This is a genomic window from Agromyces aureus (assembly GCF_001660485.1).
GTDB classification, from domain to species: domain Bacteria; phylum Actinomycetota; class Actinomycetes; order Actinomycetales; family Microbacteriaceae; genus Agromyces; species Agromyces aureus.
In genome coordinates this window covers 2,706,439-2,727,700 of record NZ_CP013979.1, presented here as the reverse complement: position 1 = coordinate 2,727,700, position 21,262 = coordinate 2,706,439, and the positions used below count along the sequence as shown (strand labels likewise).

Sequence of the window (21,262 nt, the reverse complement as noted above, 5' to 3'; positions counted from 1 at the left end):
CCAATCGCCCGAGACTTCTCGAACTCGTCTTCATCCATCGCTCGCACCTTCCCGTACGGTGTCGGTCTGCGAGGAAGGTGCGCCGACGTGATCGCTCAGCCAACGCCCGATCGTGGACGGGTGCACGCCGAGCTTTTTCGCGATCGCCGCGTTCGACCAACCGAGCGACCGCAGCGATGACGCATCGTCGCGGGGGGCGATGGGGGCCGACGTCGCAGCAGCAGGCGGGAGCGCACGCCGCGCCTTCGCCACAGCGCGCGCCGGTGCTGTCGATGTCGTGATGTGCCGGGTATCCGGTTGGGTGCTGCTCTTCGAACCCATCAGCACCGACGTCAGGTGGGTGATGGCCAACAGCACCATCGGCGGCACGGATGCGACGCAGGCCGCGAGCACCAGCGGAACCTCGGTCGTCTCCGCAACGACTGCATGGATCGCGTTCGCGGCAACCGAGATGCCGGCGCCGGCGACCAGCAGCATCCACGGATACCAGGAGCCCCGGGTGCCGGTGAGTGCGACCGCTGCTACAGTCGCGACCACGATGATGCCGTCGACGATGAGCGGCCACATCCACGCCTGACCGGGATCCACTCCGGAACGCCGTGCGAGATCGCTGAGCGATGTGAACGAAAGCCAGAACGCACCCGCGGCGATGAAGACGGTACCGGCGACCGCAGTCAACGTCGCCAGCCGAACATCACTGGAACGCGGCGTCATCGCCTGCACGATGACTCGCTGATCCGCGTTGCGAGCACAGGGCATTCCTGCCAGACGCCCTGCGCAGCCGAGCTCCGACTGACGTGGCGTTGGGCTGACCGGATGGTGATGGCGATCTCGTCGTCGGCGAGGCCCGCCCTCGAGGCGGCCGCACCGAGCGCGTCTTCGATTGTGACGGCCGTGAGCCCTGCCTCGGCGAGTCGGCATGCTGCCCAGAACAGGCCGTGATTCCGCTCGCCTTCCCGCAGCTGAGCCACCCACGCCGCGAGGCGCTGCCGGTCCACGGTGCCGGGTAGCGCTGCCGACGGCGAGGCTTGCGCGGCATCCCTTCGCGGTCGTACCGAGTTCGGATCGATCAGCGAGCGAAGCGCGGTCGCGTCGACCGGGTGCGGCTCGCCCGAGCTGAGCGAGGAGAGTCGGTATGTGGCGCGACCGGTGTCGATTGAGATGCACGAGGGCGGGACCACGACGTAGCCGCCGTCGCCGCGGAAATCGATGTGAGCCGTCGCTGACTGCCAGCAGCGTTGCGGCCGGTCGATGGCACTGGGGAAGTACACGTGGATCCCACCTGAGGGGGTGCGGACTCGTGCGTACTCGCCGTCCAGAATGCCGGCCGCTTGTGCCACCGAGAAGGCGTCGAAACCAGATCGCTCGTCCTTGACGTCGACGTCGACGACTTCGAGACCGGACCGTGCGCCAGTCGGCACTGCCAGGTTCGCGTTCGGCCAGGCCGACCACCATTCGGCGACCACCCCGGGTTCGGCGGTCGCATCATGGAAGCCGGTCAACGTCAGCGGTCGCTTGCCTCCAGCGATGCAGGGGAACACCGGTACGCCGGCTTCCGCGAACGCGCGTGCGGCGTCCCGCGGGCTCAGCCTGCTCGTGAGGAGCAGAACCTCGCCGAACCTCATGCGAGCCCCCGCGTGCTGATCGGGTCCATCGCTCTGTTCGGCGGCGCAGTCGGAGCGAGCGAGCGAGCTGCGGCGACCTGCACCTGCCCGAGCGCGACGGGATCGCCATCGTCGAGCTGCGGCGTTCGGAGCTCATCGAGGATGCCGCCTGCCGCACGTCGTACCCGTTCGCCGGTGGCCTGCACGACCTCGACAGGCGTGATCCCGGGCACCGAGTCGGCCCACCCGGACACGTATGGAACGGTGAAGACCGAAGTGTCCATGCCGTGCGCGGCGCCGACCATGAGCGCGACCGATTCGGCCTCGACCTCGGCGATCCCACGATGCTGAGGGACGTCATCTGAGGGGTTCGTGCCTGCGAGCGGTCCGATCCCGCGTGGCGCGGCCTCCGGGTCGTGAAGTTGGAGGTGCGCCAGTTCGTGTGCCAGCGTTTTGACGGCCGCGGCCGGCTCGAGATCGGCGCGCACGAGCACGGTGCGATCAATGAAGTTGGTGAGCCCGTTCGCGCCACCGAGCGCGGTGGCATCCGGTGCCGAAGACAGGACGAAGCCGGCGCGATCAACCAGTGCGGCGAGAGCATCCCACAACCCCGTTGGTGCCTCGCCATGGAGCAGCCTCGGTGCAGGCCGCTGGGGGAGTGGCCGCCCGTCGGTTTGCGAGACATCCCAGACGTACGTGGGTCGAACGCCGATGAGCTTCGGTCGGACCACTTCGCCAGGTCTGGGGCGCTCAGCTGACGCGAGCCTGTGCCACGAGCCCGGATCGGCCGGGTCAGCGGTCGCGAATCTCGCGGTCAGCGGCGCGAGGATCGAGTACCCGTGTTGGCCCGCGGTCACGCGTCGCCCGAGCGCCTGCCATTGCTTGAAGCCCGCGACGAATGTCGGGGCAGGCTCGGGCACTGTACCGAGCTCGTAGGCGGCGGCGTGCTGTACATGGATGAGCAGCACGTTGTTGAACGACCGTCGGCGAAAGCGCGCTGCGAACTCGATCGCCTTGACCCAAGCGTCGCCAGACACGAGCTGTTCGACGGCAACGGTCAGGCGTTCGTGAAGTTCAGCGATCTTGGCGTCGCGTTCGACGCGCTGGCCTGGAATCGACGACACGATGACCACCTTCCGGAGCGAGGGCCGCGCGGATGGGCGGCTATCGCAGAGGTGTGCTGATGGCGCACGGGGTCACCCCGGCGCGTTGGAGCGGTCATGTCGTCGACGCGGGCCCTGCTGGCGAAGACATGCGCGATGTATGCGCTGTGCAAACTCCCTTCATTGAGCATGCTCAACAGTCTGTCGATGTTCGGTCTACCACGCTCGATTGAGCACGCGCAACCCTTGTCTTGAGCATGCTCAATTGGTACATTGAAGAATGCTCAATTTGGATGAGCGGCAACACCTGACCCTGCCTGACCCGAAGGAAGAGGGGCTGAATAGCATGGCTGACGTCGAGAACCGCCAAGCGGCGGAGAATCTGGCGAACCGCCTGCGGTTGCTCATCGACGTCGCGATCGCCGAGACGGGCGCGGAGCCGACCTATTCACAGATCGCGGCATTCCTGAGCGAGCGCGGAACGAAGCTTTCGCGCTCCCGCTGGACGTACATGGTCAACGGTCACCGATGGGTGCAAGACCGCCGCCTTTATGAAGGGCTTGCCGCATACTTCGACGTGGATGCCGAGTTCCTCGCTGGCGACGACGGCGCGGTAACGCCGGAACGAGTGAGCGCACAGCTCGACCTTGTGCGATCCATGCGCGCTGCGCGCGTCAAGGCGTACGCCGCCCGTACATTGGGCGATATCTCGCCCGATGCGCTTCATGCCATCAGCAGATATCTCGATGAGGAGATCACCCGTTCGTGACCAGCGGCGCCCGAACGTCGCGGATCCTGGCCCAACCCAGATCCGGAGGGAGAAAGACACGTGAACAGCGCAGTCGCGGTGTCGACGGCAATGCATGGTCTCGCGCTCGGGGAAGCGTTCTCGTTTGATTCGCTGGTCGAGGTCATCGAGAAGCGCCGCGGACGCAGCATCCGCATCGTCGAATTGGAAGAGCTCGGCCATGAGGCGAGCCTCTGTGCCTTACTCGTCGAGCTCGAGGCTGAGGACCTCATCTTCCATGCCCCGACTGAGTCGCAGCTGCACCGCCAGCAGTTCGTGCTCCACGAGATCGCCCACCTCATCCTCGGCCACATCGATGGCGAAGAGCTTCGCGTGCCCGACTTTCTGCTGCCTGACATCCCGCCGGCCACCCGACGACGACTGCTGCGACGGCAGAACCTCAACGACCCCCATGAGGTCGCGGCCGAATCGCTGGCCGATCACCTCGCTGCGGCCATCCGGCTCTCGGTGACGCACGATTCTCGATTCGTGGAGATCTTCGGGTGACGTCCGTCATCGTGGCCGGCCTCATGTGGCTGCTCGTCCTCGCGCTGCTCGTGCTGCGTCGCGGACGCGTGGAGCGCACCATCACGTGGGCCGCGGTGACGATCGCGATTTCGATGACGCTCAACATCGATGCCGTGTATCTCGCGCTCGACGCTGCGGCGGGGGGATCGAACGTGGTCACGCTGGTCGCCGACCTCGCGCTGATGACCGGCGTCTTCCTGCTCGGCCGCGGCGTCATGAAGGCAGCGGACCACCCGCCCCGAGCCGTACGGATTGCGCTCAGTCGCGTTGTGTTCGGCGCGGCCGTCTTCAGCGCTTCGATCGCGTTCTTCTTGATCGAGCGCGGTGCGACCACGACGAACTTCATGCTCGACCTTGGCCAGCAACCCGCCGCGGCGGTCTATTCAATGATTCATTTCACGTACTACGCGGTCGTGCTCGGAGCGATGGCCGTCGTGGCCTCGGAGCAGGTTCGCGTCAGCCACGGCATCCTGGCGTTGCCGCCGGCGCTGTTGGTTGCGGGCTGTGGGTTCGGCATCTCACTGACCATCGACATCATCGTCATGGATCTCGCGCATCTCGCCGGCAACACGGGCCTGATGAGCACGGCGGCCGTGTTCTATGGCCCGCTGTATCTGCTTACCTTCCTACTCCTGTGCAGCGGGTTCGCCGGGCAGCCGTTCGCTCGGGCGGTCCGTACTCGCCGGCGCGAACGCACCACGAGGGAACTCGCAGCCCGGTTGGCGCCCGTCTGGCAGGCGGCATCCGACGTCCACCCGGGTATCAGTCGGAACGCGGAGGCCGTATTCGATGCGGATGACCCTGAGACGCTGTTGCATCGCCAGGTCGTAGAGATCCGGGACGCGATGATCGATACACGGGTCGCCTTCGCTGTCAGGGGTGCGGATCTCCAATCGCTCGAGGACGCTGAGCGTCATCTGGTCGGCGAGAGTGCGACTCCGGCCACTTCGACGCGGGTGCGGCAGTGAGGCCGGTTCGCGCTGTGCTCGGCGCGCTCGCGGCGCTCAGCCTCGCGTTCGGCGGCCTTGGGTACGTCATCGCGCGGCGCGTGACGGCGCCTGTTGGTCCACGGCGATTCGATCTCATTGTTCGCGGCGTGGATGACTCGGGGGAGACACCTGTAGTCATCCTCTCGCGCACGGCGAAGACGGAAGTCGTCGGCAAGTTCAACCTGATTCTCGAATCCGGGGCTTGGGTAAGACTCGGCCCTGAGGTCCACGACGTTGGTGCGGGCCTGGTCGGTCGGGACGTCGAGCAATCAGACGTGCCGCCCTCGCTCGTGCCTGGCGTGCGTGCCTCTTGGAGCGGCATCTACTTCCGGACACCGGCGGATGCTGGATTGCACGCGCGCGACGTGGAGACTATTACCTCGGCCGGCCCAGCTCCCGCGTGGTTGATCCCTCCAGACGAGCACGAATCGGGGGACTGGGCGATCCACATCCACGGGCTTGGCAGCTCTCGCGCCGGAACGCTCCGAGGCGTCCAGGTCGCGGCAGCCGCTGGGTTGACCTCGCTCGTTGTGACGTACCGGAACGACGGTGAAGGTCCCCGCGTCGGCAGCGGCCGTTCAACGCTGGGAGCGCTGGAGACTGATGACGTCGATTCCGCCGTGCGATACGCCCTTGAGCAGGGCGCTCGCCGGATCATCCTCTTTGGCTGGTCGATGGGCGGCGCGATTGCACTCCAACTCGCCTCGCGATCGGGGGTGCGTGAGCACCTGGCAGGCATCGTGCTGGAATCACCAATCCTCGATTGGGTCGAGACGATCAAGGCGAATTGCGCTCGCGCGGGTTTGGCGAAATGGGTCGGCGCGCTTGCCGTGCCGTGGTTGAACTCGAAGACCCTCTCGAGGATTCTCGGTCTCGCGGCACCGGTTCGAACTGAGCAATTCGACCGGGTGTCCGCCGAGATGCGAAGCTCATTCCCAATCCTGCTGATTCATGGGACCGCGGATACGTCGGCGCCGTTTGAGCTGGCGCGCAAGTTCGCTCAAGCCCATCGATCGGTCGAACTGGCCGCGGTAGATTCCGACCACACGCTCACTTGGAACCCTGAACCAGGGCGCTGGCGTGCCCGCCTATCGCTGTGGCTCAGTTCGCTTGGGACGGGCCCGACATAGTTACCTGCGTGAAGATCGTGGTGCTCAATCTGAGACCCGTGCGAGATCCGTCGCGTCCGAATAGGGCACCTTCGCGGGCGTGATCACCGGGCGGGTCAAACGCACCCATGCGACTAGACGGTCTCGGGCGAGCGGCTCAACCGACGTCGGGAGCGACGGTCGACCGGGTTGCGGGCATCCGATGGGGCGTAAGTCGATGTACAGAAAGCTCGCTACTTGAGCTTGTCGTTGCGTGGTCGCAGGGCGATCCAAAGCCCGCATCGGCGACACAGGTAGCTTGTGCCTTCGCGCAATTCGTGCACTTTGGACCGCGGCAGCGTTCTGCCGCAGCACGAGCAGGCAACTGCCTGGTCAGCGTTCACGCGATGCCACCGCATCGATTATCTGCTCGGTGGTGGGCAGGCCGGCCAATCCGGTTGGCGTCGCGTAAACGCGGCACGCCAATTCCGAGGTCGGTTCTCCGCCCGGGAAGAGGTCCTCCCCGTTGAGAAGGATCGTGGGTGATCCCGCGAACCGGACCTGCATGGCGTCTTCAGGAGAGCTCAGCAGCCGGAAGGATATCTCGATGCCGTTGTCGTCGCGCAGCGACCGGACCGCTTCACGGACACGATCACCCGCCTCTGCCCAGTTCGGGCAGTCGTCGATGTGGAGGATTTCGATGCTCACACCGCCATGCTCCTCTGTGTTGGCCATCGCCGCACTCACTGCTCGCTGAGGGCGGCGTCGAGCGCTTTGCGGAGGTCATCGGGTGAGGTGAGTGGGATGTACTCGTCGTTGATGAAGATCGTCGGTGTGCCGGTGGCGCCCAACGCTGTCGCGGCGTCGTAGTCCTGCTGGACTCTGGCCTCGGTGGCTGGATCAGCAATCGCAGCATCGTAGGCGTCGAGGTCGAGTCCGAGTTCCTCGGCGAATTCCCGGAACCGGTCGGCCGCGGAGACCTTTTGTTCGCCCCACTCGGCCTGGGTCTCGAACATGCGGTGGTACATCTCTTCGAACTTGCCCTGCCGGGCGGCCGCTTCAACGGCGATCGCCGCGTTTCGTGAATTGAAGTGCCCGGGCAGCGGGAAGTACCGGGTCACGAAGGTGACGCGGCCGGCATACTCCTCGCGGAGTTCCTCGACGACCGGGTAGACGGCACCGCAGACTTCGCATTCGAAGTCGAGGAACTCGGTGAACGTGACCTCACTGTTCTCCGCGACATCCAGGCGGTGGCTGTTCTCAGCGACGACCGTCGACGTGCTCGGCGCGCTCTGCGCGGCACCGGGCTGGTTCAGTGCGATCGCGAGGATGCCGGCGCCGCCCGCGAGGAGCACGCCCGCGAGGATGCCGGCCTGGATCTTCGTGCTTCGCTTCACCGGGTTCCCCACAGCAGGGTCGTCGCTCGCACCGTGCGATGGGTGTTTCCCGCGTCCATCATGCGTGCCCTTCCTCGTCATCGTCATCGTCGTCGTCGAGGAGTCCGAAGGGTGATTCGACCTCGCCGCGCCAGGCCTCGATACCTTCACGGATCGCGAGGACGGCGACCACGAGCGCGGCGACCGAGTCGGCCCACATCCATCCGAACAGGGAGTTCAGGAGCAGCCCGATCAGGACGGTTCCGGAGAGGTAGACACACAGCAGCAGCTGCTTCGCGTCGGCCAGGACGCTCTTGGAACCGAGCTCGCGGCCGGTCCGGAACTCGAACCACGCGAGCACCGGCATGACCAGGAGGCTGAGCGTGGCGATCCCGATGCCGAGCGGGCTGTGGTCCACATCCTGCGCACCGGTGAGGGTCAGCAGTGCGTCGATGATGACGTATCCGGCCAGGGCGAAGAACGCGATGCCGATCGCTCGGACCGTGGCCTTCTCCCACCGCTCGGGGTCCTTGCGCGTGAATTGCCACGCGACCGCGACAGCAGAGAGGACCTCGACGACCGAGTCCAGACCGAACCCGATCAACGCGGCCGAGGACGCGACCGTGCCGGCCCAGATCGCGACGATCGCTTCGATGACGTTGTACGTGATCGTGAAGGCGACGATGAACCGCACCCGCCGGTGAAGCGTGGCACGCCGCTGTTCGGTGAGGGTGGCGCTCATCGGGCGTCTTCCTCGCAGCAGCCGGCGATGGTGCATGCCGGGTCGATGCAGGGTGCGCTCTCGTCGACGGCGAGGGTGACGTCGACCAGCGCGGTCAGTGCGCGGGCGAGATGCGGGTCGGCGATCTCGTAGCGAGTCTGGCGCCCCTCGGGCTCGGCGACAACGATGCCGCAGTCCCGCAGACAGGTGAGGTGGTTGGAGACGTTCGAGCGGGTGAGCTCGAGGCTGCGGGAGAGGACCGCGGGATAGCTCGGTCCCTGGAGGAGGGTCATCAGGATCCGCGAGCGCGTCGGATCCGCCATCGCCCGGCCGAGCCGGTTCATCACATCAAGACGGGAAGCAATAGTCAGCACCCGATGACTATACAGTGACGGCTGTAGTATTAATGCCTGGACCGTGCGCGCCTTGGAGAGCCCCGATACGCCTGCGCGACGAGCCGTCCTGTGACGACCAGCGACGCTGCGACTCAAAGTGGCGCACTGGGTGACCGACTGTCGGACCTGGACGTTTTAGCCGCCGACCGAGGGTGCCTCGCGCACGGCGAAGCGCAACTCACTCTCATTGCGGAATACGCCTAGGGGGTATACCGTTGCCACAAATATACCCCCCAGTGGTATCAAGGAGGAGAGTGTGATGGCCACGATTGAGTACACGGTCACTGGCATGACGTGCGGACATTGTGAAATGTCCGTGCGCGAAGAGGTGCAGCAGGTGGCGGGTGTGTCCACGATTGATGTGTCAGCCGCGAGCGGGCGTCTGCTCGTGTCGGGCGAGCAGCCGATCGATGATTTAGCAGTGCTGGCAGCGGTCGAGGAAGCCGGCTATCAGGCGGCCCGGGCCTGATTCTGGGTCGCCGCTTATGCCGCACGCACATGACGCGCCACCCGTGCATACTGACGACCCACAGTTCGCCCGACCATTGAAGGACTCACCACCATGAACGACAGCTGCTGCAGCATCCCCGCTCCGTCTCACGCAGCCATTCCCGACCACGCAGCAAACCTGCTCAGCCAGGACACCCCCGGAGACCTCGCCGAGTGCCCGGTCATGAAGGGCAGCACCGTGGTCAAGTCCACGGCGGAGGCCGCCGGTCTGTACCGTGACGTCGACGGCGTCCGATATTGGTTCTGCTGCGCCGGCTGCGGCCCGAAGTTCGACGCAGATCCGGCCGCATACATCGCCGCATAGCCGACACAACCCACCTCGCCGCTCGCGTTTGAGAGAAGGCCGAACCATGAACGACCAGCACCAGCACCACAGTGATCAGGCCTCGGCTGCCCGAACCACAGGATCACAGCCGATCCCCACGCACGCAGAGCACGAACACACCGGCCACGAACAGCAGCACGACCATGACATGCACGCCGGGCACGACGCCGAACACGATGGACACGATGGGCACGATGGGCACGATGGGCACTCGGGGCACGGCGATCATGTCGGTCAGTTCCGGCGCCTGTTCTGGATCAACTTGATCCTTGCCGTCCCGGTCGTCGCGTTCTCGCCGATGTTCGCCATGGTGATCGGCTACGAACTGCCCGACCAATCGTGGGTCGTGTGGATCTCGCCGGTCCTTGGAACCGTGATGTATGTGTGGGGCGGGCGACCATTCCTCACCGGCGCCGTCTCGGAGATCCGTGCCCTCAAGCCCGGCATGATGCTCCTGATCGGGCTGGCGATCACGGTCGCATTCCTCGCATCCTGGGGCGCGAGCCTTGGAGTGCTGGACCACGAGCTCGACTTCTGGTGGGAGCTCGCGCTGCTGATCGTGATCATGCTGCTCGGACACTGGGTCGAGATGCGCTCCCTCGCGCAGACCACCTCGGCGCTCGACTCGCTCGCCGCGCTCCTGCCCGACGAGGTTGAACGCGTCGACGGCGCCGCGATTGTCACCGTGCCACCCGGCGACCTCCGTGCGGGTGACGTCGTCGTCGTACGCCCTGGCGGTCGTGTCCCTGCCGATGGCCGGGTGGTGAGCGGGTCGGCGAGCGTGGATGAGTCGATGATCACCGGCGAGTCCAAGCCGGTCCGCCGCAGCGAAGGTGACCCGGTCGTCGCCGGGACGGTGGCGACGGATTCCGGCATCCGCGTCGAAGTCACCGCGGTCGGCGACGATACCGCCCTGGCCGGCATCCAACGGCTGGTCACGGAGGCGCAGAACTCGTCATCGCGTGCTCAGCGGATCGCCGACAAGGCGGCGGCGGCGTTGTTCTGGTTCGCGCTCGGCGCGGCCGTCATCACCGCGATCGTCTGGACTCTGATGGGAGACCCAGACCAAGCCGTCGTCAGGACGATCACCGTGCTGGTGATCGCGTGCCCGCACGCGCTCGGCCTGGCGATTCCCCTCGTCGTCTCAATTGCGACGGAACGCGCCGCCCGTGGTGGCGTGCTCATCAAGGACCGACTCGCGCTCGAGAGCATGCGCACCGTGGATGCCGTCCTGTTCGACAAGACCGGCACCCTCACCAAGGGCGAGCCCACCGTCAGCAGCATCGACACCGTGGACGGGTGGGACGCCGACCAGGTGCTCGCCCTGGCTGCCGCCGCGGAGGCCGACTCTGAGCATCCGCTCGCCCGCGCGATCGTCGCGACGGCAAACAAGCGACGTCTCACTATCCCTCGAGCAACCGAGTTCGATTCCGCACCCGCTGTCGGCGTGACCGCGACGGTCGAGTCGGCACGGATCCGTGTTGGCGGCCCGCACCTTCTCTCGGAGGAGAACGCCGCAGAACTGCCGGTCGCCGACCTGTGGCGGCAGGACGGCGCGATCATCTTGCACGTCCTCCAGAACGGTCGAGTCATCGGAGCGCTCAAACTCGCCGACGCGATCCGAGACGAGTCCCGTGAAGCCGTCGCGGCACTCCACGAGCTCGGCGTGCAGGTGGTCATGATCACCGGCGACGCTGACGCGGTCGCGCACTCGGTCGCGACCGAACTGGGCATCGACCGGTACTTTGCCGGAGTGCGACCCGAGGACAAGTCCGCAAAGGTCAAGGAACTGCAGAGCGAGGGCAGGAAGGTCGCCATGGTCGGCGACGGCGTGAACGATGCCCCGGCTCTCGCGCAGGCAGATGTGGGCATCGCCATCGGTGCCGGCACCGACGTCGCGATCGCGTCGGCCGGGGTGATCCTCGCGAGCGACGACCCCCGCTCGGTCCTCTCCGTGATCCAGTTGTCCCGGGCGAGCTACCGGAAGATGAAGCAGAACCTCTGGTGGGCTGCCGGGTACAACCTCATCTCGGTTCCGCTCGCCGCCGGAGTGCTCGCACCTATCGGTTTCGTCCTACCCATGTCCGTCGGCGCGATCCTGATGTCACTTTCGACCATCATCGTCGCCCTGAACGCGCAGCTCCTGCGCCGACTCGACCTCCGACCCGAAGCCAGCACCAGGGCGCTCCTCGGCGACCGGGCGGGCACACTCGGAGAAGCAACCGTCGGGGAACCGGCCCGCGCGCGGGCCTGACCGCACCTCACCGAGATGAGCACATCATGACTGACACCTCCCACACCCACGAGTCGCATGGGTACATCACCGACAAGGACAAGTACCTGGCCCGGCTGCGCCGCATCGAAGGCCAGACCCGCGGGATCCACCGGATGGTCGATGAGGAGAAGTACTGCATCGACATCCTGACCCAGATCTCCGCACTCACCTCGGCGCTCGAGTCAGTCGCGCTCGGCCTCCTGGATGACCACCTCAAGCACTGCGTCGTCGACGCGGCTGTGCGGGGCGGCGTCGAAGCCGACGAGAAGATCAAGGAAGCCTCCGAGGCCATCGCCCGGTTGGTGCGATCCTGAGAATCGCTGCGACCTCGCGCCGGCGAGCCAACTAGCCTCGACGGGAATCCCCTGGAGACGACCATGCTGATGCACCTGCGCCTCGCGGCCAGTACTGACGGACGATTGCGCCTGCTCCTCATCGCTCTTGCGGTCCCGAGCGTTCTGATCGGCCTCCTGGCCATGCACGTCCTCTCGGGCGCAGCCAGCCAGCCAAGTGCCGCTACCCACCACACCATCGCCGTCGTTGCTGCCAGTGACGAGAGCCACCATGAAGGCGCCACGAACGCTGCAAGCCATGATCCGTCGGCGTCAGCATCGGCGACGACATCGGCGGCCTGCGGCCCCGCATGTGAGCAGGAGCATGGAATGCTCACCATGGCGTGCCTGCTTGCCCTGCTGGTCGCCGCCCTGACGCTGCTCGCAGCTGCACAGGTTCACCGAGGCGCCTGGATGCTCCGACCGATCCGCTTCCTCGGGGTCTTCCTTTCAGCGCCGGCTCAACCCAGCCCTCCATCGCTGATAGCTCTCTCAATCAGTCGTACGTGAGAAGTGCGCCCGACACGGCGCCCCACACCACGCATTGCCGTTTGGCCCTCGCGCTCGAACGGTTCATCGTCGACAGATTCGAATAGAGAGAATTCTCATGAAACTCCGCACTACGGCGCTCCCCGCCATTGGGCTCATGGCCACCATCCTTCTCGCCGGCTGCACCAGCACCGGCTCGTCAGGTGAAATGTCCGGCATGGACCATGGCTCGCCATCCGCGACGTCCGACAGCGACCCGGCCGCCGATTTCAATGACGCAGATGTCGCGTTCGCCATGAGCATGATCGTCCACCACCAGCAAGCCATCGAGATGTCCGATGTGCTGCTCGAAAAGGACGACGTCGATCCCGACGTCGCCGAGCTCGCACAGACCATCAAAGACGCCCAACAGCCCGAGATCGACGCCATGACGCAATGGCTCGACGACTGGGGCCAGCCGATGGACCCAACTGGAATGGACGGCATGGACCACGACGAGATGATGATGTCCGAAGACGACATGGCGGCCCTTGAATCCGCGACAGGCGAAGAAGCATCGACGCTCTTCCTCGAACAGATGATCATCCATCACGAGGGCGCCATCGACATGGCCGAAACCCAGGTCACGGAAGGGCAGAACCCGGACGCGATCACGCTCGCTGAGAAGATCATCGACGACCAAACTGCCGAGATCCAACAAATGCGCGACCTGCTCGGGGCTAGCTGATCCGAGCCAAGACAACGCCCGCGCACTCGGTGCGGTGAGCGGACGGGGCACGTCACTTGTGGGCTGCCCCGTCCGCGCCGACCCATTCAGGCGCATTCGTGTGCCCGAAATATCCCTCAACGCCCATCGGGCCGGGTGGCCCGCTGAAGGATCGTCAACCGCTGATCGCTGGCGAGCTTTGCGCCGGCCGATGCTGCCGCAAATACCATCACCCAAACCTTGCCTAAATGATCACTCGCACGCTCAAGCCATGCGTTCTCGGATCGAGGGAAGCGCGAAGTCAATCACCGCGTGGATTACATCTGAGGCGATCTCGCCCCGGTTGGCGCCGTTCGCGCCCAGGGTCCACCACCGGTCGGTTGTCCCCATGAGTAAGCCGACGCGTTCATCCCAGCTCCCCTCCACGGAATAGCGGGCGTTGGGACTTGGTTTCGCAGGAAGCCTTGCACGATCCTGACGCGCCGCCTCCCAACTGGCCTTCCTGATGACCTGCGCGTTCACCGTGAACTTCACGATTTCGCTGGTGCTCGAGACCGACGACTGAATGCCAAGTTGCGCGAAGAACTCGCGGCTCGGCACAGTGAACGACCGTTCGGTTCCGGTCAGCCCCTCGGCCCTGAGTCGAGGAGCCAGCTCCTCGCGCAACAGTGCCTTGAGCTGTTCTTGCGCCGTTGCCATCTATCGCTTCCGCGGGATGTTTGCGCGAACGTCGGCTGCCTGAGCTTCGTCCAGCACCCACCGCTGGTTCTTCGCGTGATCCGCGTACTTGGCGCGGAGGTAATCGCGCACCACCTTCCCCGGTCGATCCTCATCGATGTATCCGAGCTCTCGAGCGAGTTCCGCGGGTTCGTACGTGGTCATGAGCGAGAGCGTACGCCTCGCAGTGACCGCACCGCAGTGGCCCGTTCGGGATCCCTCGCCGGGCGCCTGCTGGCCGCTAGCTGACTCGCGGGCTACTAGTTGTTGTATTCGGGCGAAATGGCCCGGTTCCCGATCGCCAGCCAAGCGATCGGCCCGAGAACTGGGACGAACAGAACAACCATCGTCCAGATCAGTGCGTGATTGAGGGGCAAGCGTTTGGCCGTCCGCGCAAGAACGATCAGAGCAACGACCGTCAGGGCAATCGCGATCACGGCAGCCGCCGACCAGACGATGTCGAACCATACCGGGATCACAGGATTAGCTACGTCGCCCATGGGTTGAACATATCAATCGCCCTTGCGTCAGCGGCCACGTCGCTGTAACGGATCCGTCTAAGCGTCGATCTGGGTTCGTGTCGAGCTAAGAAGAGAAATCGATCACAATGGGCAGCATGAAGAGCCCCGTCCGCCTGACAGATCTCAGTGAGTTGTTCGGCGAACTTGACGGCCACCTGCCAGACGGACAGGTCCTTGGCTCCAATTGGTCCGACTGGCCTGAAGTTATGCGACTGCTTGCTCTTTCCGGCTGGACAGGGACGTGGCTTTCTGACGGGGCACCGTTAGAGGTTGGTGACATCGACGAGCCAGACCGTCGTGATGCCTCATTCACCGTGCACCCGATTCCCACGGTCCGGGTGAACTTCTTTCTCAGCGACGAGGTGCTGTTCGACATCGATCGTCGCGAGCTCGTGGATCAAGTCGCGCTCGACGCGATCTGCGAGGTCGTGGCGCGGCTGGGGGCATCGCTCCGTAAGCCGGTGACGATCTCATATGAGGGCAATTTCGACGATGTGTTTCTGCGATACGAGCCCAGTGTCGACGAGTTCACGATCAGGGCCATGCCGATGCACTGACGATCCGCCTGCGGGCCGTGAGGCCGGAGGCGAAACTGGCATGGCGAACCTCTGCAGCTAGAGCTCCTCGTGTCGTCGCTCGGTAACTCGTCGCGTGGACAGGAGCGCAGCGAACAAGATCGGAATGAGGACAAGAGCCAGGCCGCTCACAAGCATCACGGTGTCGAGTGGGGTCGAGTATCCGACGCCGTTGTCGACGGCATAGCCGCGGTCGGTCAAGATGACCGCGAGCCAATAGAGGATCGCGATACCGGCCGCCATGGAGAAGCCACCGAGTCCCATAGAGACGATCCGCTTCGCACGAGAGGTCATACCGATGGAGACTAGCCGTCTCGTCAACCGGGCTGACGTGAAGCTCATCGGCGATCGGCGTGTGTCAGCGGAGGATCCGCCCGCGGGCCGGATGGACAATTCCGTCTACGTCACGGCGTCTGATCGCGCCCGGACAGAGCCTGGTTGTGCCAGATCAGAAGCGCGATGCCCGGAATGAAGGCCGCGAGGACGACCGCGACAGCCCAGTAGCTCAGCGTGGACGACAACACGCCGGTACCGAGGATCACCAAAGCGACGCCCGCTGCCCGCAGTCCGAGCGAACGGCCCGGAGTTCGCTCGGCGTTCCTCCAGTAGGGCAATTTAGCTCCGGTATTGGCGAGACTGACCACCAACACGGACCAAGTGAGCAGGCCGACGCCGACGATCACAGTTAGCCAAGCTGCCACAATCTCCACGTGCTCCATCCGACCAACCGCCCGTCGGCATGTCAAGCCGTCACCACTGGCGGAGCGGCTCGCGGATCGTGCGGAATTCAAGTCGACCATTGCTTAGCGCAGGCGGCCGCGAGTCGAGTACTTTGACCCCATGGATCCGTTCTCGCTGATCGTCGTCGTCGTTGCAGCGGCGTACATCGCTGCAGTCGTTTACGCGATCGTTCAAGTCATCCGATCGAAGGAGCTCAGCGACCTAGAGCGAGTTGTCTGGGTCCTCGCCGTCGTATTCTTTCCGTTCGTCGCAACGCTTGTCTGGTTCATCGCCGGTCCCCACCCATTCGGCCTCCGGCTGACAAGGGACCTCCGCTAGACCTTGATGCTGACCGGCTTGGAGTTCGGCTTTGATGAACTGGGCGCACCGTCAGTTGCCTGCGGATGATTCGAACCGACTGAGGCTCAATGCTGCTTGGGAGGTCGTCGAAGCGAAACTCATTGCGGTGGCGCGCGACCTCGAATCGTTCGACGCATCCCGAGGCGACTTTGAAGCAGCCCTGAACGAGGTGGCGCCCGATCTGGAAGAGCTCGACGCCGCGATCCACGCCGCAGCAGCAGCCGGCATCAGCGACATGGGAATCGCTCTCGAATCCAGCATCGAGTTACGGCTTGCCCGCGAAGTAGTCAGCGGCGGAACAAGCCTCGCCTACTTCGATTCGAAGTACGAGCGCCTGAAGCTTCCCCGCTCGAGCTAGTCACAATTCGCGCCATAGAAGGATCCGCTTACGCAACGATCCGTCCTGTGACGACCTAAGCGAACCTGCGACTCAAAGTGGCGCGCTGGGCGACCCCTAACGCTCACTTCCCGCCCCGTTTCTTGGGGCGGGCAGTGAGAGCTCTGAGCCCGGCGCTACCTGACTGATGCAGTTTCGGGAGGTCGGTTTCGGTGACTCCGGGCGGCCTCGGCTTGGATACGTCGACCGTGTGTGCCTCGTTCGCTTCGGTCTTCCTGAGGGTTGGTGGTTAGCGCTTTCGGCGGGTGTAGATCTTGATGAGGAGCGCGGTGGCGACGGCGACGATCAGTGCCACGAAGATCGGGCTGATGTCTTTGCTGAGGCTCTCCGCCCGGTCGGGCTTGAGCGCCCAAATCAGGAGTGGTGCGGCGTAGACCAGTGCGAGTGCGCCGACCCACCAGCGCAATGCCCGGCTGCGCGCGTCCCGGAGGGTGGCGACGAGCGCGATGACGACGGGTACGACGGAGAGGAGCGCGAACTGCCCGAGGACCAGGACTGGGATGGTCCAGGCGGAAATGGTGATCGCGGGGTGGGCTCGGCGGAGTTTCTGCGGCCGTGGGGCGGGGATCGTTGCGGGCGTCTGGGTGGTCATCGTGGTCTCGTTTCTGTGGCGGGTGCGGAAGGTGTTGGACTCGACCGGTGGCCGTGTCCGGTTAGTGGCTCTGGCGTGCGGTGTGTGCGCGGCTCGCGATGGCGGCTCCGATGAGGGCGAAGGCGGCGGCTCCGAGGAACACCCAGGAGAACCCGGAGGTGAGCGCGTCCGGGGTGGGGATGCCGGCGGTTTCCAGGGCGCTGGTGCGGGCGGTGGCGACGGACGCGAGGATGGCGAGGCCCAGGGCGCCGCCGATCTGCTGGCTGGTGTTGATGAGCCCACCCGCGAGGCCGGCTTCGCCGCCCTCGATGCCATCGACGGCGAGTTGCGTTGCGGTCACGAAGGCGCCGCCGAGACCGATACCGACCACGATGCTCGGTCCGAGAATGTGGATGGCGAAGCTCGCGTCGCTGGGCGCGGCGGCCAGCCAGACCAGGCCGGCGGCAAGGACCACGAGCGAACCGATGAGGGTGCCCTTCAATCCCACCTTGGCGACGACGCTGGGGGCGAGTCCGGCGACGACGACAAGGGCGGCGGCGAGAGGGAGCTGGGTGAGTCCGGCGGTGAGGGCGTCGTAGTGCAGGACGGCCTGCATGTAGACCGAGAGCGCGAAGAAGAGGGCGACCATCGCGGCCCCGAGGAGCAGCATGGCGAGGTTGCCGACGGTGAGGTTGCGGTTGCGGAAGACCGTCAGGGGGACGAGCGGGTTCGCCGTGCGTCGCTCGATCAGCACGAACGAGATCCCGAGGATGATGGCCAGGGCGAGGAGGCCGATCGTGAGGGGGTTGGCGAAGCCGACCTGTTCGGCAGCGCTGAATGCGCCGACGGCAGCGACGAGGGAACCGGTGATGGTCGCCGCTCCCGGGTAGTCGAGGCGCGACGGCGTGCTGGCCGGGTCGCGGGTGATGAGGGTCGGGATAACTGCGACGACGAGGATGCCGATGGGCACGTTGACGTAGAACACGGCCTGCCAGCCGATGGCTGCGGTCAGGACGCCACCGAGCAGCACGCCGGCCGCGGAGCCGATACCGGCGACCGCGCCCCAGATGCCGAGCGCCTTGGTCCGGTCGGCTGCGGCGGGAAACAGCTGGGTGACGAGGGCGAGGGCCGCAGGCGCGAGGAGGGCTGCGGATGCTCCCTGGACGGCTCGGGCGCCGAGGAGCATTCCACTCGACGCGGCGAGCCCGGCGAGCATGGATGCGGCGACGAAGCCGATCGTGCCGATCAGGAAGAGCTTGCGGTGTCCGTAGCGGTCTGCGAGCCGTCCGCCTAGGAGCAGGAGGCCGCCGAACGGCAGGACGTACGCCGTGATGACCCACGCCAGCGCCACGGTATCCATACCGAGCTGGGCGCCGAGGACGGGGAGGGCGATGTTGACGATGGAGGCGTCAAGGACGACGAGGAACTGGGCCAGGGCGAGGAAGCCCAAGGCGAGCCAGCGGCGGGTGCTTCGGGTAGTGGATGCGGCCGCGGAGGCGACCGGAGTTGTGGTGGGGGTGGTCATGGTGTTGCTCCTTCCGATTGGTGGGTGCCGGCCGAACGACCGGCACCCGGGTAGAGGTGAGCGGGTGGGTGTTTAGTTCCAGGCGCCGAGCATCACGACGATGCTGAGCGCGAGAACCCCGAACACGACCCACCACGCTGTCTTCTCGAGACTGGGTCGGGTGCGGTCGTCTGGAGCCTGCGGTGCTGCGATGGTGGTTTCGCTCATGTCTGCTTCCTGTCTGTTGCTGGTTCTGTGGTGGTTCGGTTGCGGGCTAGGACCACTGGCTGAACATGGCGATTGCGATGAGTGCCAGAGGCGCGAGGGCTACCCAGCGCATGACGATGTTGTTCTTCATGACGTTCTCCCTTCTCGTGTTAGCGAGTGATTGATCACTCACTCTTGCGGGCATGAAAAGACACGGACGGACGGCAGGACGCGACTAGGCGGGGTGGCGGATGCCGCGTGACAGGAGCATCGCCCATGCTTCCGGGACCTCTTCGATCCGGGCGGTGACGATCAAGTGGCAGAGCTGCCCGTAGGCGATGAAATGCTGGACGGCATCGTCACTGCCGCCGGACCGGGTCTTCGCGAACATGGTTACTTTCGCCAATCCCGCCCGGAGTGCGTCGCCGATCTCGGGAATGTCTGCGACGGACTGCGCGTGGACTTGCAGCATGAGCAAGGTGCGATCCTGGATCAACTCCGCATACGCGGAACCCATTGCGAACAGCACCGAGTCCGGGTCCTGCGCCGGGGCCGAGTCGGCTCCCGCGCTCAGAGCCGCGACGATCTGCTCGAAGCAATCATCGAGTGCCGCGACGAAGAGCCGCTCCTTACTTGGGAACAGCTTGAAAACATACGCCGGAGAGATCTTCGATTCCCTCGCCACATCGGCGATTGTCGTGCCATGGAAGCCGCCCCGAGCAAACTCACGGACCGCCATAGAAGCGACGAGAGGCCTCCGCACCTCGGCGGTGGAAAGGACTGAGCTGCGAGCGGTCATGGGAGTGACTGTACACTCACTCTGCGCGGCTGGCAAGACGGAGCCGAATCACATGGGCTTCCGAGTCGACCCTCCATCGCCGAGCGGAGCCAGCAAACCATCCGTGGCGGGTGCGTGAGGCCCCGTCCCGCAAGCGGATCCGCCTGCGGGCCGGATTGACAATACCGTCTACGTCACGGCGTCTAATCGCGCTCGGACAGAGCCTGATTGTGCCAGATCAGAAGCGCGATGCCCGGAATGAAGGCCGCGAGGACGACCGCGACAGCCCAGTAGCTCAGCGTGGACGACAACACACCGGTACCGAGGATCATCAAAGCGACGCCCGCGGCGCGCAATCCGAGCGAACGGCCCGGAGTCCGCTCGGCGTTCCTCCAGTAGGGCAATCTAGCTCCGGTATTGGCGAGACTGACCACCAACACGGACCAAGTGAGCAGGCCGACGCCAACGATCACGGATAGCCAAGCTGCCACAATCTCCACGTGCTCCATCCGACCAACCGCCCGTCGGCATGTCAAGCCGTCACCACAGACGGATCCTTCACCGGCCACGTTTTAGGTCTCCTAGACCAGCGGCGTTTTGGTAGAGCCAGTGGGTCTCTCATGGCAACGCAGGCGGCGACTAGTCTCCGCCGCCTGTTGGAGGTTCTTGACTTCGCGCAACGAGACTGAGCCAAACAAGCGCGTCTGACCAGGCTTCACCGGTCCGGTCGGCAACCTCATCATCAACGACTACGCGCGTCGGGATCACGGCCTGAAGTGTGAGTACGAGATATCCCGCGGCAAATGTCCCTACAAACCCCGCGTTATCACCCTCCTCACCATCGTCTTCGCGCGCTTCGTGCCAGCCCTCCGAGCTCGCATGGACATGACGACTCGACAAACTGTAGAAACCTCTCAGTTCCACATTCAGGGTTTCAGCGAGCACGCCGAGGTTGATCTGCGTTTTCGGAGGGAAGAGTTCGGATGCCCAACCCCAAAGCCGTTGATACTCCTTCCCATACTTCTCCACGAGTTCGGTTCGGCGACGTTCAAGCTGGGCAAGAGTCTCAGCATCGAGCGCGTGATTGTCTGGCAGCGAACCGGTCGCAATCAGCTCGTCAGCAAGACCACGCGCAAATACGTCGCGATGCTCGATGTAGCGCATTGGAAGCGAGGGATGATCGCCGGCGGGATCCCCGTGATAGGCGATGACTCCGGCGACGACGAAGATCTCCTCGAGCGTCCTTAAACGGCCGCGAGCACCGCGAGCGAGACCATTTTCGAGGAGGCAGAGTATTTCCTCGAACGTCTCGAGGGCGCGGGCCGCTAGACCGGACGTCACCGCATAGTAGGCGCCGAATGCTCTGTCGTCGTCGTCACTGTCAGTAAGCGAACGACTGACACGCTCCGTTGCCCACGCAAGCGCCTCGTGGCCCGTAAGTAGCAGCACTCGGAGTGCTTCAAGCATGTCCTGACGACGGGCAATTGCGGCCGCTCGCTGGGTGCCGCTTAGTTTGTCGGCGACTGCAGAAAGCTCCAACCAGCGCGCCTGGATTTCTTGGGCAATCAGCGACCGCTTCGGCGATCTCGCCATGCGCCCTATCTCGAAATCGAACTCGTCGACCATGCACTCATGGAACCACAGCCGTGTCGACGTCCCTCGATATTCGGCAGCCTTAGGGCAG

Annotated in this window: 31 protein-coding genes; 13 read left to right on the top strand and 18 right to left on the bottom strand. The window is 65.0% G+C overall.

Going from position 1 to position 21,262, the window contains the following annotated elements; translation table 11 throughout:
- Nucleotides 1-30: 30 nt before the first annotated feature.
- The 3 genes from ATC03_RS12235 to ATC03_RS12225 are packed head-to-tail and all read right to left on the bottom strand — an operon-like array spanning nucleotide 31 to nucleotide 2,728.
- The gene (locus ATC03_RS12235) at nucleotides 31-714 is read right to left on the bottom strand and encodes a DUF2637 domain-containing protein (protein ID WP_067882074.1); all 684 of its coding nucleotides are present in this window, start codon (nucleotides 712-714) and stop codon (nucleotides 31-33) included.
- The gene (locus ATC03_RS12230) at nucleotides 711-1,625 is read right to left on the bottom strand and encodes a bifunctional DNA primase/polymerase (protein WP_067877425.1); all 915 of its coding nucleotides are present in this window, start codon (nucleotides 1,623-1,625) and stop codon (nucleotides 711-713) included. Before ATC03_RS12230 ends, ATC03_RS12235 begins: the two co-directional genes overlap by 4 nt.
- Nucleotides 1,622-2,728 (bottom strand): ArdC family protein, encoded by a 1,107-nt coding sequence (locus ATC03_RS12225; protein WP_067882071.1) that lies wholly within the window; start codon nucleotides 2,726-2,728, stop codon nucleotides 1,622-1,624. The genes ATC03_RS12230 and ATC03_RS12225 overlap by 4 nt, the downstream gene beginning before the upstream one ends.
- 325 nt (nucleotides 2,729-3,053) lie before the next feature.
- Between ATC03_RS12225 and ATC03_RS12220 the strand changes: the two genes are divergently transcribed.
- From ATC03_RS12220 to ATC03_RS12205, 4 genes are read left to right on the top strand one after another with little or no spacing between them, the layout of a single operon-like run.
- Nucleotides 3,054-3,476: a hypothetical protein gene (locus ATC03_RS12220; RefSeq protein WP_067882068.1), complete on the top strand. Its 423-nt coding sequence runs from the start codon at nucleotides 3,054-3,056 to the stop codon at nucleotides 3,474-3,476.
- A gap of 60 nt (nucleotides 3,477-3,536) precedes the next feature.
- Nucleotides 3,537-4,001, top strand: coding sequence for a hypothetical protein (locus tag ATC03_RS12215; protein ID WP_227820085.1), 465 nt, complete (start codon nucleotides 3,537-3,539; stop codon nucleotides 3,999-4,001).
- Nucleotides 3,998-4,990 (top strand): DUF6545 domain-containing protein, encoded by a 993-nt coding sequence (locus tag ATC03_RS12210; protein WP_152030946.1) that lies wholly within the window; start codon nucleotides 3,998-4,000, stop codon nucleotides 4,988-4,990. The genes ATC03_RS12215 and ATC03_RS12210 overlap by 4 nt, the downstream gene beginning before the upstream one ends.
- A 14-nt stretch (nucleotides 4,991-5,004) precedes the next feature.
- Nucleotides 5,005-6,141: an alpha/beta hydrolase family protein gene (locus ATC03_RS12205; protein ID WP_067877418.1), complete on the top strand. Its 1,137-nt coding sequence runs from the start codon at nucleotides 5,005-5,007 to the stop codon at nucleotides 6,139-6,141.
- A gap of 351 nt (nucleotides 6,142-6,492) precedes the next feature.
- Here the strand turns inward: ATC03_RS12205 and ATC03_RS12200 are convergent, their stop codons facing one another.
- From ATC03_RS12200 to cmtR, 4 genes are read right to left on the bottom strand one after another with little or no spacing between them, the layout of a single operon-like run.
- On the bottom strand, nucleotides 6,493-6,807 hold the full coding sequence (locus ATC03_RS12200) for a DUF2703 domain-containing protein (protein WP_067882062.1): 315 nt from the start codon (nucleotides 6,805-6,807) through the stop codon (nucleotides 6,493-6,495).
- A 35-nt stretch (nucleotides 6,808-6,842) separates the two neighbouring features.
- Nucleotides 6,843-7,496, bottom strand: a complete 654-nt coding sequence (locus ATC03_RS12195; RefSeq protein ID WP_067882058.1) for a DsbA family protein — start codon at nucleotides 7,494-7,496, stop codon at nucleotides 6,843-6,845.
- A gap of 58 nt (nucleotides 7,497-7,554) precedes the next feature.
- Nucleotides 7,555-8,253, bottom strand: a complete 699-nt coding sequence (locus ATC03_RS12190) for a cation efflux transmembrane domain-containing protein (protein ID WP_418117772.1) — start codon at nucleotides 8,251-8,253, stop codon at nucleotides 7,555-7,557.
- On the bottom strand, nucleotides 8,214-8,570 hold the full coding sequence (gene cmtR, locus ATC03_RS12185) for a Cd(II)/Pb(II)-sensing metalloregulatory transcriptional regulator CmtR (protein ID WP_067877412.1): 357 nt from the start codon (nucleotides 8,568-8,570) through the stop codon (nucleotides 8,214-8,216). The genes ATC03_RS12190 and cmtR overlap by 40 nt, the downstream gene beginning before the upstream one ends.
- Nucleotides 8,571-8,850: 280 nt before the next feature.
- Between cmtR and ATC03_RS12180 the strand changes: the two genes are divergently transcribed.
- The 6 genes from ATC03_RS12180 to ATC03_RS12160 all read left to right on the top strand — a co-directional run bounded on the left by ATC03_RS12180 (nucleotide 8,851) and on the right by ATC03_RS12160 (nucleotide 13,249).
- Nucleotides 8,851-9,060: a heavy-metal-associated domain-containing protein gene (locus tag ATC03_RS12180; protein ID WP_067882055.1), complete on the top strand. Its 210-nt coding sequence runs from the start codon at nucleotides 8,851-8,853 to the stop codon at nucleotides 9,058-9,060.
- Between the two features lie 93 nt (nucleotides 9,061-9,153).
- Nucleotides 9,154-9,405 carry a hypothetical protein gene (locus ATC03_RS12175; RefSeq protein ID WP_067877409.1) on the top strand — a complete coding sequence of 84 codons (252 nt, stop codon included), beginning with the start codon at nucleotides 9,154-9,156 and terminating at the stop codon, nucleotides 9,403-9,405.
- 46 nt (nucleotides 9,406-9,451) lie between these two features.
- Complete coding sequence (locus ATC03_RS12170) at nucleotides 9,452-11,680, top strand: heavy metal translocating P-type ATPase (protein WP_074401033.1); 2,229 nt, start codon at nucleotides 9,452-9,454, stop codon at nucleotides 11,678-11,680.
- Between the two features lie 26 nt (nucleotides 11,681-11,706).
- Nucleotides 11,707-12,015 (top strand): metal-sensitive transcriptional regulator, encoded by a 309-nt coding sequence (locus ATC03_RS12165; protein WP_067877405.1) that lies wholly within the window; start codon nucleotides 11,707-11,709, stop codon nucleotides 12,013-12,015.
- 63 nt (nucleotides 12,016-12,078) lie between these two features.
- Nucleotides 12,079-12,543 (top strand): DUF6153 family protein, encoded by a 465-nt coding sequence (locus ATC03_RS20335; protein ID WP_152030945.1) that lies wholly within the window; start codon nucleotides 12,079-12,081, stop codon nucleotides 12,541-12,543.
- Nucleotides 12,544-12,679: 136 nt separating this feature from the next.
- Nucleotides 12,680-13,249 carry a DUF305 domain-containing protein gene (locus ATC03_RS12160; RefSeq protein ID WP_335622232.1) on the top strand — a complete coding sequence of 190 codons (570 nt, stop codon included), beginning with the start codon at nucleotides 12,680-12,682 and terminating at the stop codon, nucleotides 13,247-13,249.
- 243 nt (nucleotides 13,250-13,492) lie between these two features.
- Here the strand turns inward: ATC03_RS12160 and ATC03_RS12155 are convergent, their stop codons facing one another.
- The 3 genes from ATC03_RS12155 to ATC03_RS12145 all read right to left on the bottom strand — a co-directional run bounded on the left by ATC03_RS12155 (nucleotide 13,493) and on the right by ATC03_RS12145 (nucleotide 14,445).
- Nucleotides 13,493-13,927, bottom strand: a complete 435-nt coding sequence (locus tag ATC03_RS12155) for a DUF4304 domain-containing protein (RefSeq protein WP_067877400.1) — start codon at nucleotides 13,925-13,927, stop codon at nucleotides 13,493-13,495.
- Nucleotides 13,928-14,110, bottom strand: coding sequence for a hypothetical protein (locus ATC03_RS12150; RefSeq protein ID WP_067877397.1), 183 nt, complete (start codon nucleotides 14,108-14,110; stop codon nucleotides 13,928-13,930).
- 95 nt (nucleotides 14,111-14,205) lie between these two features.
- The gene (locus tag ATC03_RS12145; RefSeq protein WP_067877394.1) at nucleotides 14,206-14,445 is read right to left on the bottom strand and encodes a PLDc N-terminal domain-containing protein; all 240 of its coding nucleotides are present in this window, start codon (nucleotides 14,443-14,445) and stop codon (nucleotides 14,206-14,208) included.
- Nucleotides 14,446-14,561: 116 nt separating this feature from the next.
- Between ATC03_RS12145 and ATC03_RS12140 the strand changes: the two genes are divergently transcribed.
- Nucleotides 14,562-15,023 carry a hypothetical protein gene (locus ATC03_RS12140; protein WP_152030944.1) on the top strand — a complete coding sequence of 154 codons (462 nt, stop codon included), beginning with the start codon at nucleotides 14,562-14,564 and terminating at the stop codon, nucleotides 15,021-15,023.
- Between the two features lie 57 nt (nucleotides 15,024-15,080).
- On the opposite strand, the gene ATC03_RS12135 is transcribed toward ATC03_RS12140, so the two are convergent.
- Entirely contained in the window at nucleotides 15,081-15,335 is a 255-nt protein-coding gene (locus ATC03_RS12135) for a hypothetical protein (protein ID WP_152030943.1), read from the bottom strand.
- Between the two features lie 110 nt (nucleotides 15,336-15,445).
- Entirely contained in the window at nucleotides 15,446-15,760 is a 315-nt protein-coding gene (locus ATC03_RS12130; protein ID WP_067877386.1) for a hypothetical protein, read from the bottom strand.
- Between the two features lie 121 nt (nucleotides 15,761-15,881).
- Here ATC03_RS12130 and ATC03_RS12125 point away from each other — a divergent pair, with 121 nt between their 5' ends.
- Complete coding sequence (locus tag ATC03_RS12125; protein WP_067877383.1) at nucleotides 15,882-16,100, top strand: PLDc N-terminal domain-containing protein; 219 nt, start codon at nucleotides 15,882-15,884, stop codon at nucleotides 16,098-16,100.
- Between the two features lie 34 nt (nucleotides 16,101-16,134).
- Nucleotides 16,135-16,479: a hypothetical protein gene (locus ATC03_RS12120; RefSeq protein ID WP_152030942.1), complete on the top strand. Its 345-nt coding sequence runs from the start codon at nucleotides 16,135-16,137 to the stop codon at nucleotides 16,477-16,479.
- 268 nt (nucleotides 16,480-16,747) lie between these two features.
- On the opposite strand, the gene ATC03_RS12115 is transcribed toward ATC03_RS12120, so the two are convergent.
- The 6 genes from ATC03_RS12115 to ATC03_RS20330 all read right to left on the bottom strand — a co-directional run bounded on the left by ATC03_RS12115 (nucleotide 16,748) and on the right by ATC03_RS20330 (nucleotide 21,204).
- Nucleotides 16,748-17,110, bottom strand: coding sequence for a hypothetical protein (locus ATC03_RS12115; protein WP_067877377.1), 363 nt, complete (start codon nucleotides 17,108-17,110; stop codon nucleotides 16,748-16,750).
- Nucleotides 17,111-17,171: 61 nt separating this feature from the next.
- A complete protein-coding gene (locus ATC03_RS12110; protein ID WP_067877374.1) occupies nucleotides 17,172-18,614 on the bottom strand; it encodes a DHA2 family efflux MFS transporter permease subunit in 1,443 nt (480 codons plus the stop codon).
- A gap of 72 nt (nucleotides 18,615-18,686) precedes the next feature.
- Entirely contained in the window at nucleotides 18,687-18,821 is a 135-nt protein-coding gene (locus ATC03_RS21165; RefSeq protein ID WP_257737022.1) for a hypothetical protein, read from the bottom strand.
- A gap of 214 nt (nucleotides 18,822-19,035) precedes the next feature.
- The gene (locus ATC03_RS12105; RefSeq protein ID WP_067877371.1) at nucleotides 19,036-19,599 is read right to left on the bottom strand and encodes a TetR/AcrR family transcriptional regulator; all 564 of its coding nucleotides are present in this window, start codon (nucleotides 19,597-19,599) and stop codon (nucleotides 19,036-19,038) included.
- A 182-nt stretch (nucleotides 19,600-19,781) separates the two neighbouring features.
- Complete coding sequence (locus ATC03_RS12100; RefSeq protein WP_067877368.1) at nucleotides 19,782-20,087, bottom strand: hypothetical protein; 306 nt, start codon at nucleotides 20,085-20,087, stop codon at nucleotides 19,782-19,784.
- Nucleotides 20,088-20,217: 130 nt separating this feature from the next.
- A complete protein-coding gene (locus ATC03_RS20330; RefSeq protein ID WP_152030941.1) occupies nucleotides 20,218-21,204 on the bottom strand; it encodes a DUF5677 domain-containing protein in 987 nt (328 codons plus the stop codon).
- Nucleotides 21,205-21,262: the final 58 nt, after the last annotated feature.

Coding starts and splice junctions, on each gene's coding strand:
- ATC03_RS12120 (WP_152030942.1), top strand. CDS start 16,135: ATGAACTGGGCGCACCGTCAGTTGCCTGCGGATGATTCGAACCGACTG.
- ATC03_RS12105 (WP_067877371.1), bottom strand. CDS start 19,599: ATGACCGCTCGCAGCTCAGTCCTTTCCACCGCCGAGGTGCGGAGGCCT.
- ATC03_RS12190 (WP_418117772.1), bottom strand. CDS start 8,253: ATGCACCATCGCCGGCTGCTGCGAGGAAGACGCCCGATGAGCGCCACC.
- ATC03_RS12110 (WP_067877374.1), bottom strand. CDS start 18,614: ATGACCACCCCCACCACAACTCCGGTCGCCTCCGCGGCCGCATCCACT.
- ATC03_RS12140 (WP_152030944.1), top strand. CDS start 14,562: ATGAAGAGCCCCGTCCGCCTGACAGATCTCAGTGAGTTGTTCGGCGAA.
- ATC03_RS12155 (WP_067877400.1), bottom strand. CDS start 13,927: ATGGCAACGGCGCAAGAACAGCTCAAGGCACTGTTGCGCGAGGAGCTG.
- ATC03_RS12150 (WP_067877397.1), bottom strand. CDS start 14,110: ATGACCACGTACGAACCCGCGGAACTCGCTCGAGAGCTCGGATACATC.
- ATC03_RS12145 (WP_067877394.1), bottom strand. CDS start 14,445: ATGGGCGACGTAGCTAATCCTGTGATCCCGGTATGGTTCGACATCGTC.
- ATC03_RS12160 (WP_335622232.1), top strand. CDS start 12,680: ATGGCCACCATCCTTCTCGCCGGCTGCACCAGCACCGGCTCGTCAGGT.
- ATC03_RS21165 (WP_257737022.1), bottom strand. CDS start 18,821: ATGAGCGAAACCACCATCGCAGCACCGCAGGCTCCAGACGACCGCACC.
- ATC03_RS12175 (WP_067877409.1), top strand. CDS start 9,154: ATGAACGACAGCTGCTGCAGCATCCCCGCTCCGTCTCACGCAGCCATT.
- ATC03_RS12100 (WP_067877368.1), bottom strand. CDS start 20,087: ATGGAGCACGTGGAGATTGTGGCAGCTTGGCTATCCGTGATCGTTGGC.
- ATC03_RS20335 (WP_152030945.1), top strand. CDS start 12,079: ATGCTGATGCACCTGCGCCTCGCGGCCAGTACTGACGGACGATTGCGC.
- ATC03_RS20330 (WP_152030941.1), bottom strand. CDS start 21,204: ATGGTCGACGAGTTCGATTTCGAGATAGGGCGCATGGCGAGATCGCCG.
- ATC03_RS12180 (WP_067882055.1), top strand. CDS start 8,851: ATGGCCACGATTGAGTACACGGTCACTGGCATGACGTGCGGACATTGT.
- ATC03_RS12235 (WP_067882074.1), bottom strand. CDS start 714: ATGACGCCGCGTTCCAGTGATGTTCGGCTGGCGACGTTGACTGCGGTC.
- ATC03_RS12165 (WP_067877405.1), top strand. CDS start 11,707: ATGACTGACACCTCCCACACCCACGAGTCGCATGGGTACATCACCGAC.
- ATC03_RS12170 (WP_074401033.1), top strand. CDS start 9,452: ATGAACGACCAGCACCAGCACCACAGTGATCAGGCCTCGGCTGCCCGA.
- ATC03_RS12125 (WP_067877383.1), top strand. CDS start 15,882: ATGGATCCGTTCTCGCTGATCGTCGTCGTCGTTGCAGCGGCGTACATC.
- ATC03_RS12230 (WP_067877425.1), bottom strand. CDS start 1,625: ATGAGGTTCGGCGAGGTTCTGCTCCTCACGAGCAGGCTGAGCCCGCGG.
- ATC03_RS12220 (WP_067882068.1), top strand. CDS start 3,054: ATGGCTGACGTCGAGAACCGCCAAGCGGCGGAGAATCTGGCGAACCGC.
- ATC03_RS12135 (WP_152030943.1), bottom strand. CDS start 15,335: ATGACCTCTCGTGCGAAGCGGATCGTCTCTATGGGACTCGGTGGCTTC.
- ATC03_RS12130 (WP_067877386.1), bottom strand. CDS start 15,760: ATGGAGCACGTGGAGATTGTGGCAGCTTGGCTAACTGTGATCGTCGGC.
- ATC03_RS12115 (WP_067877377.1), bottom strand. CDS start 17,110: ATGACCACCCAGACGCCCGCAACGATCCCCGCCCCACGGCCGCAGAAA.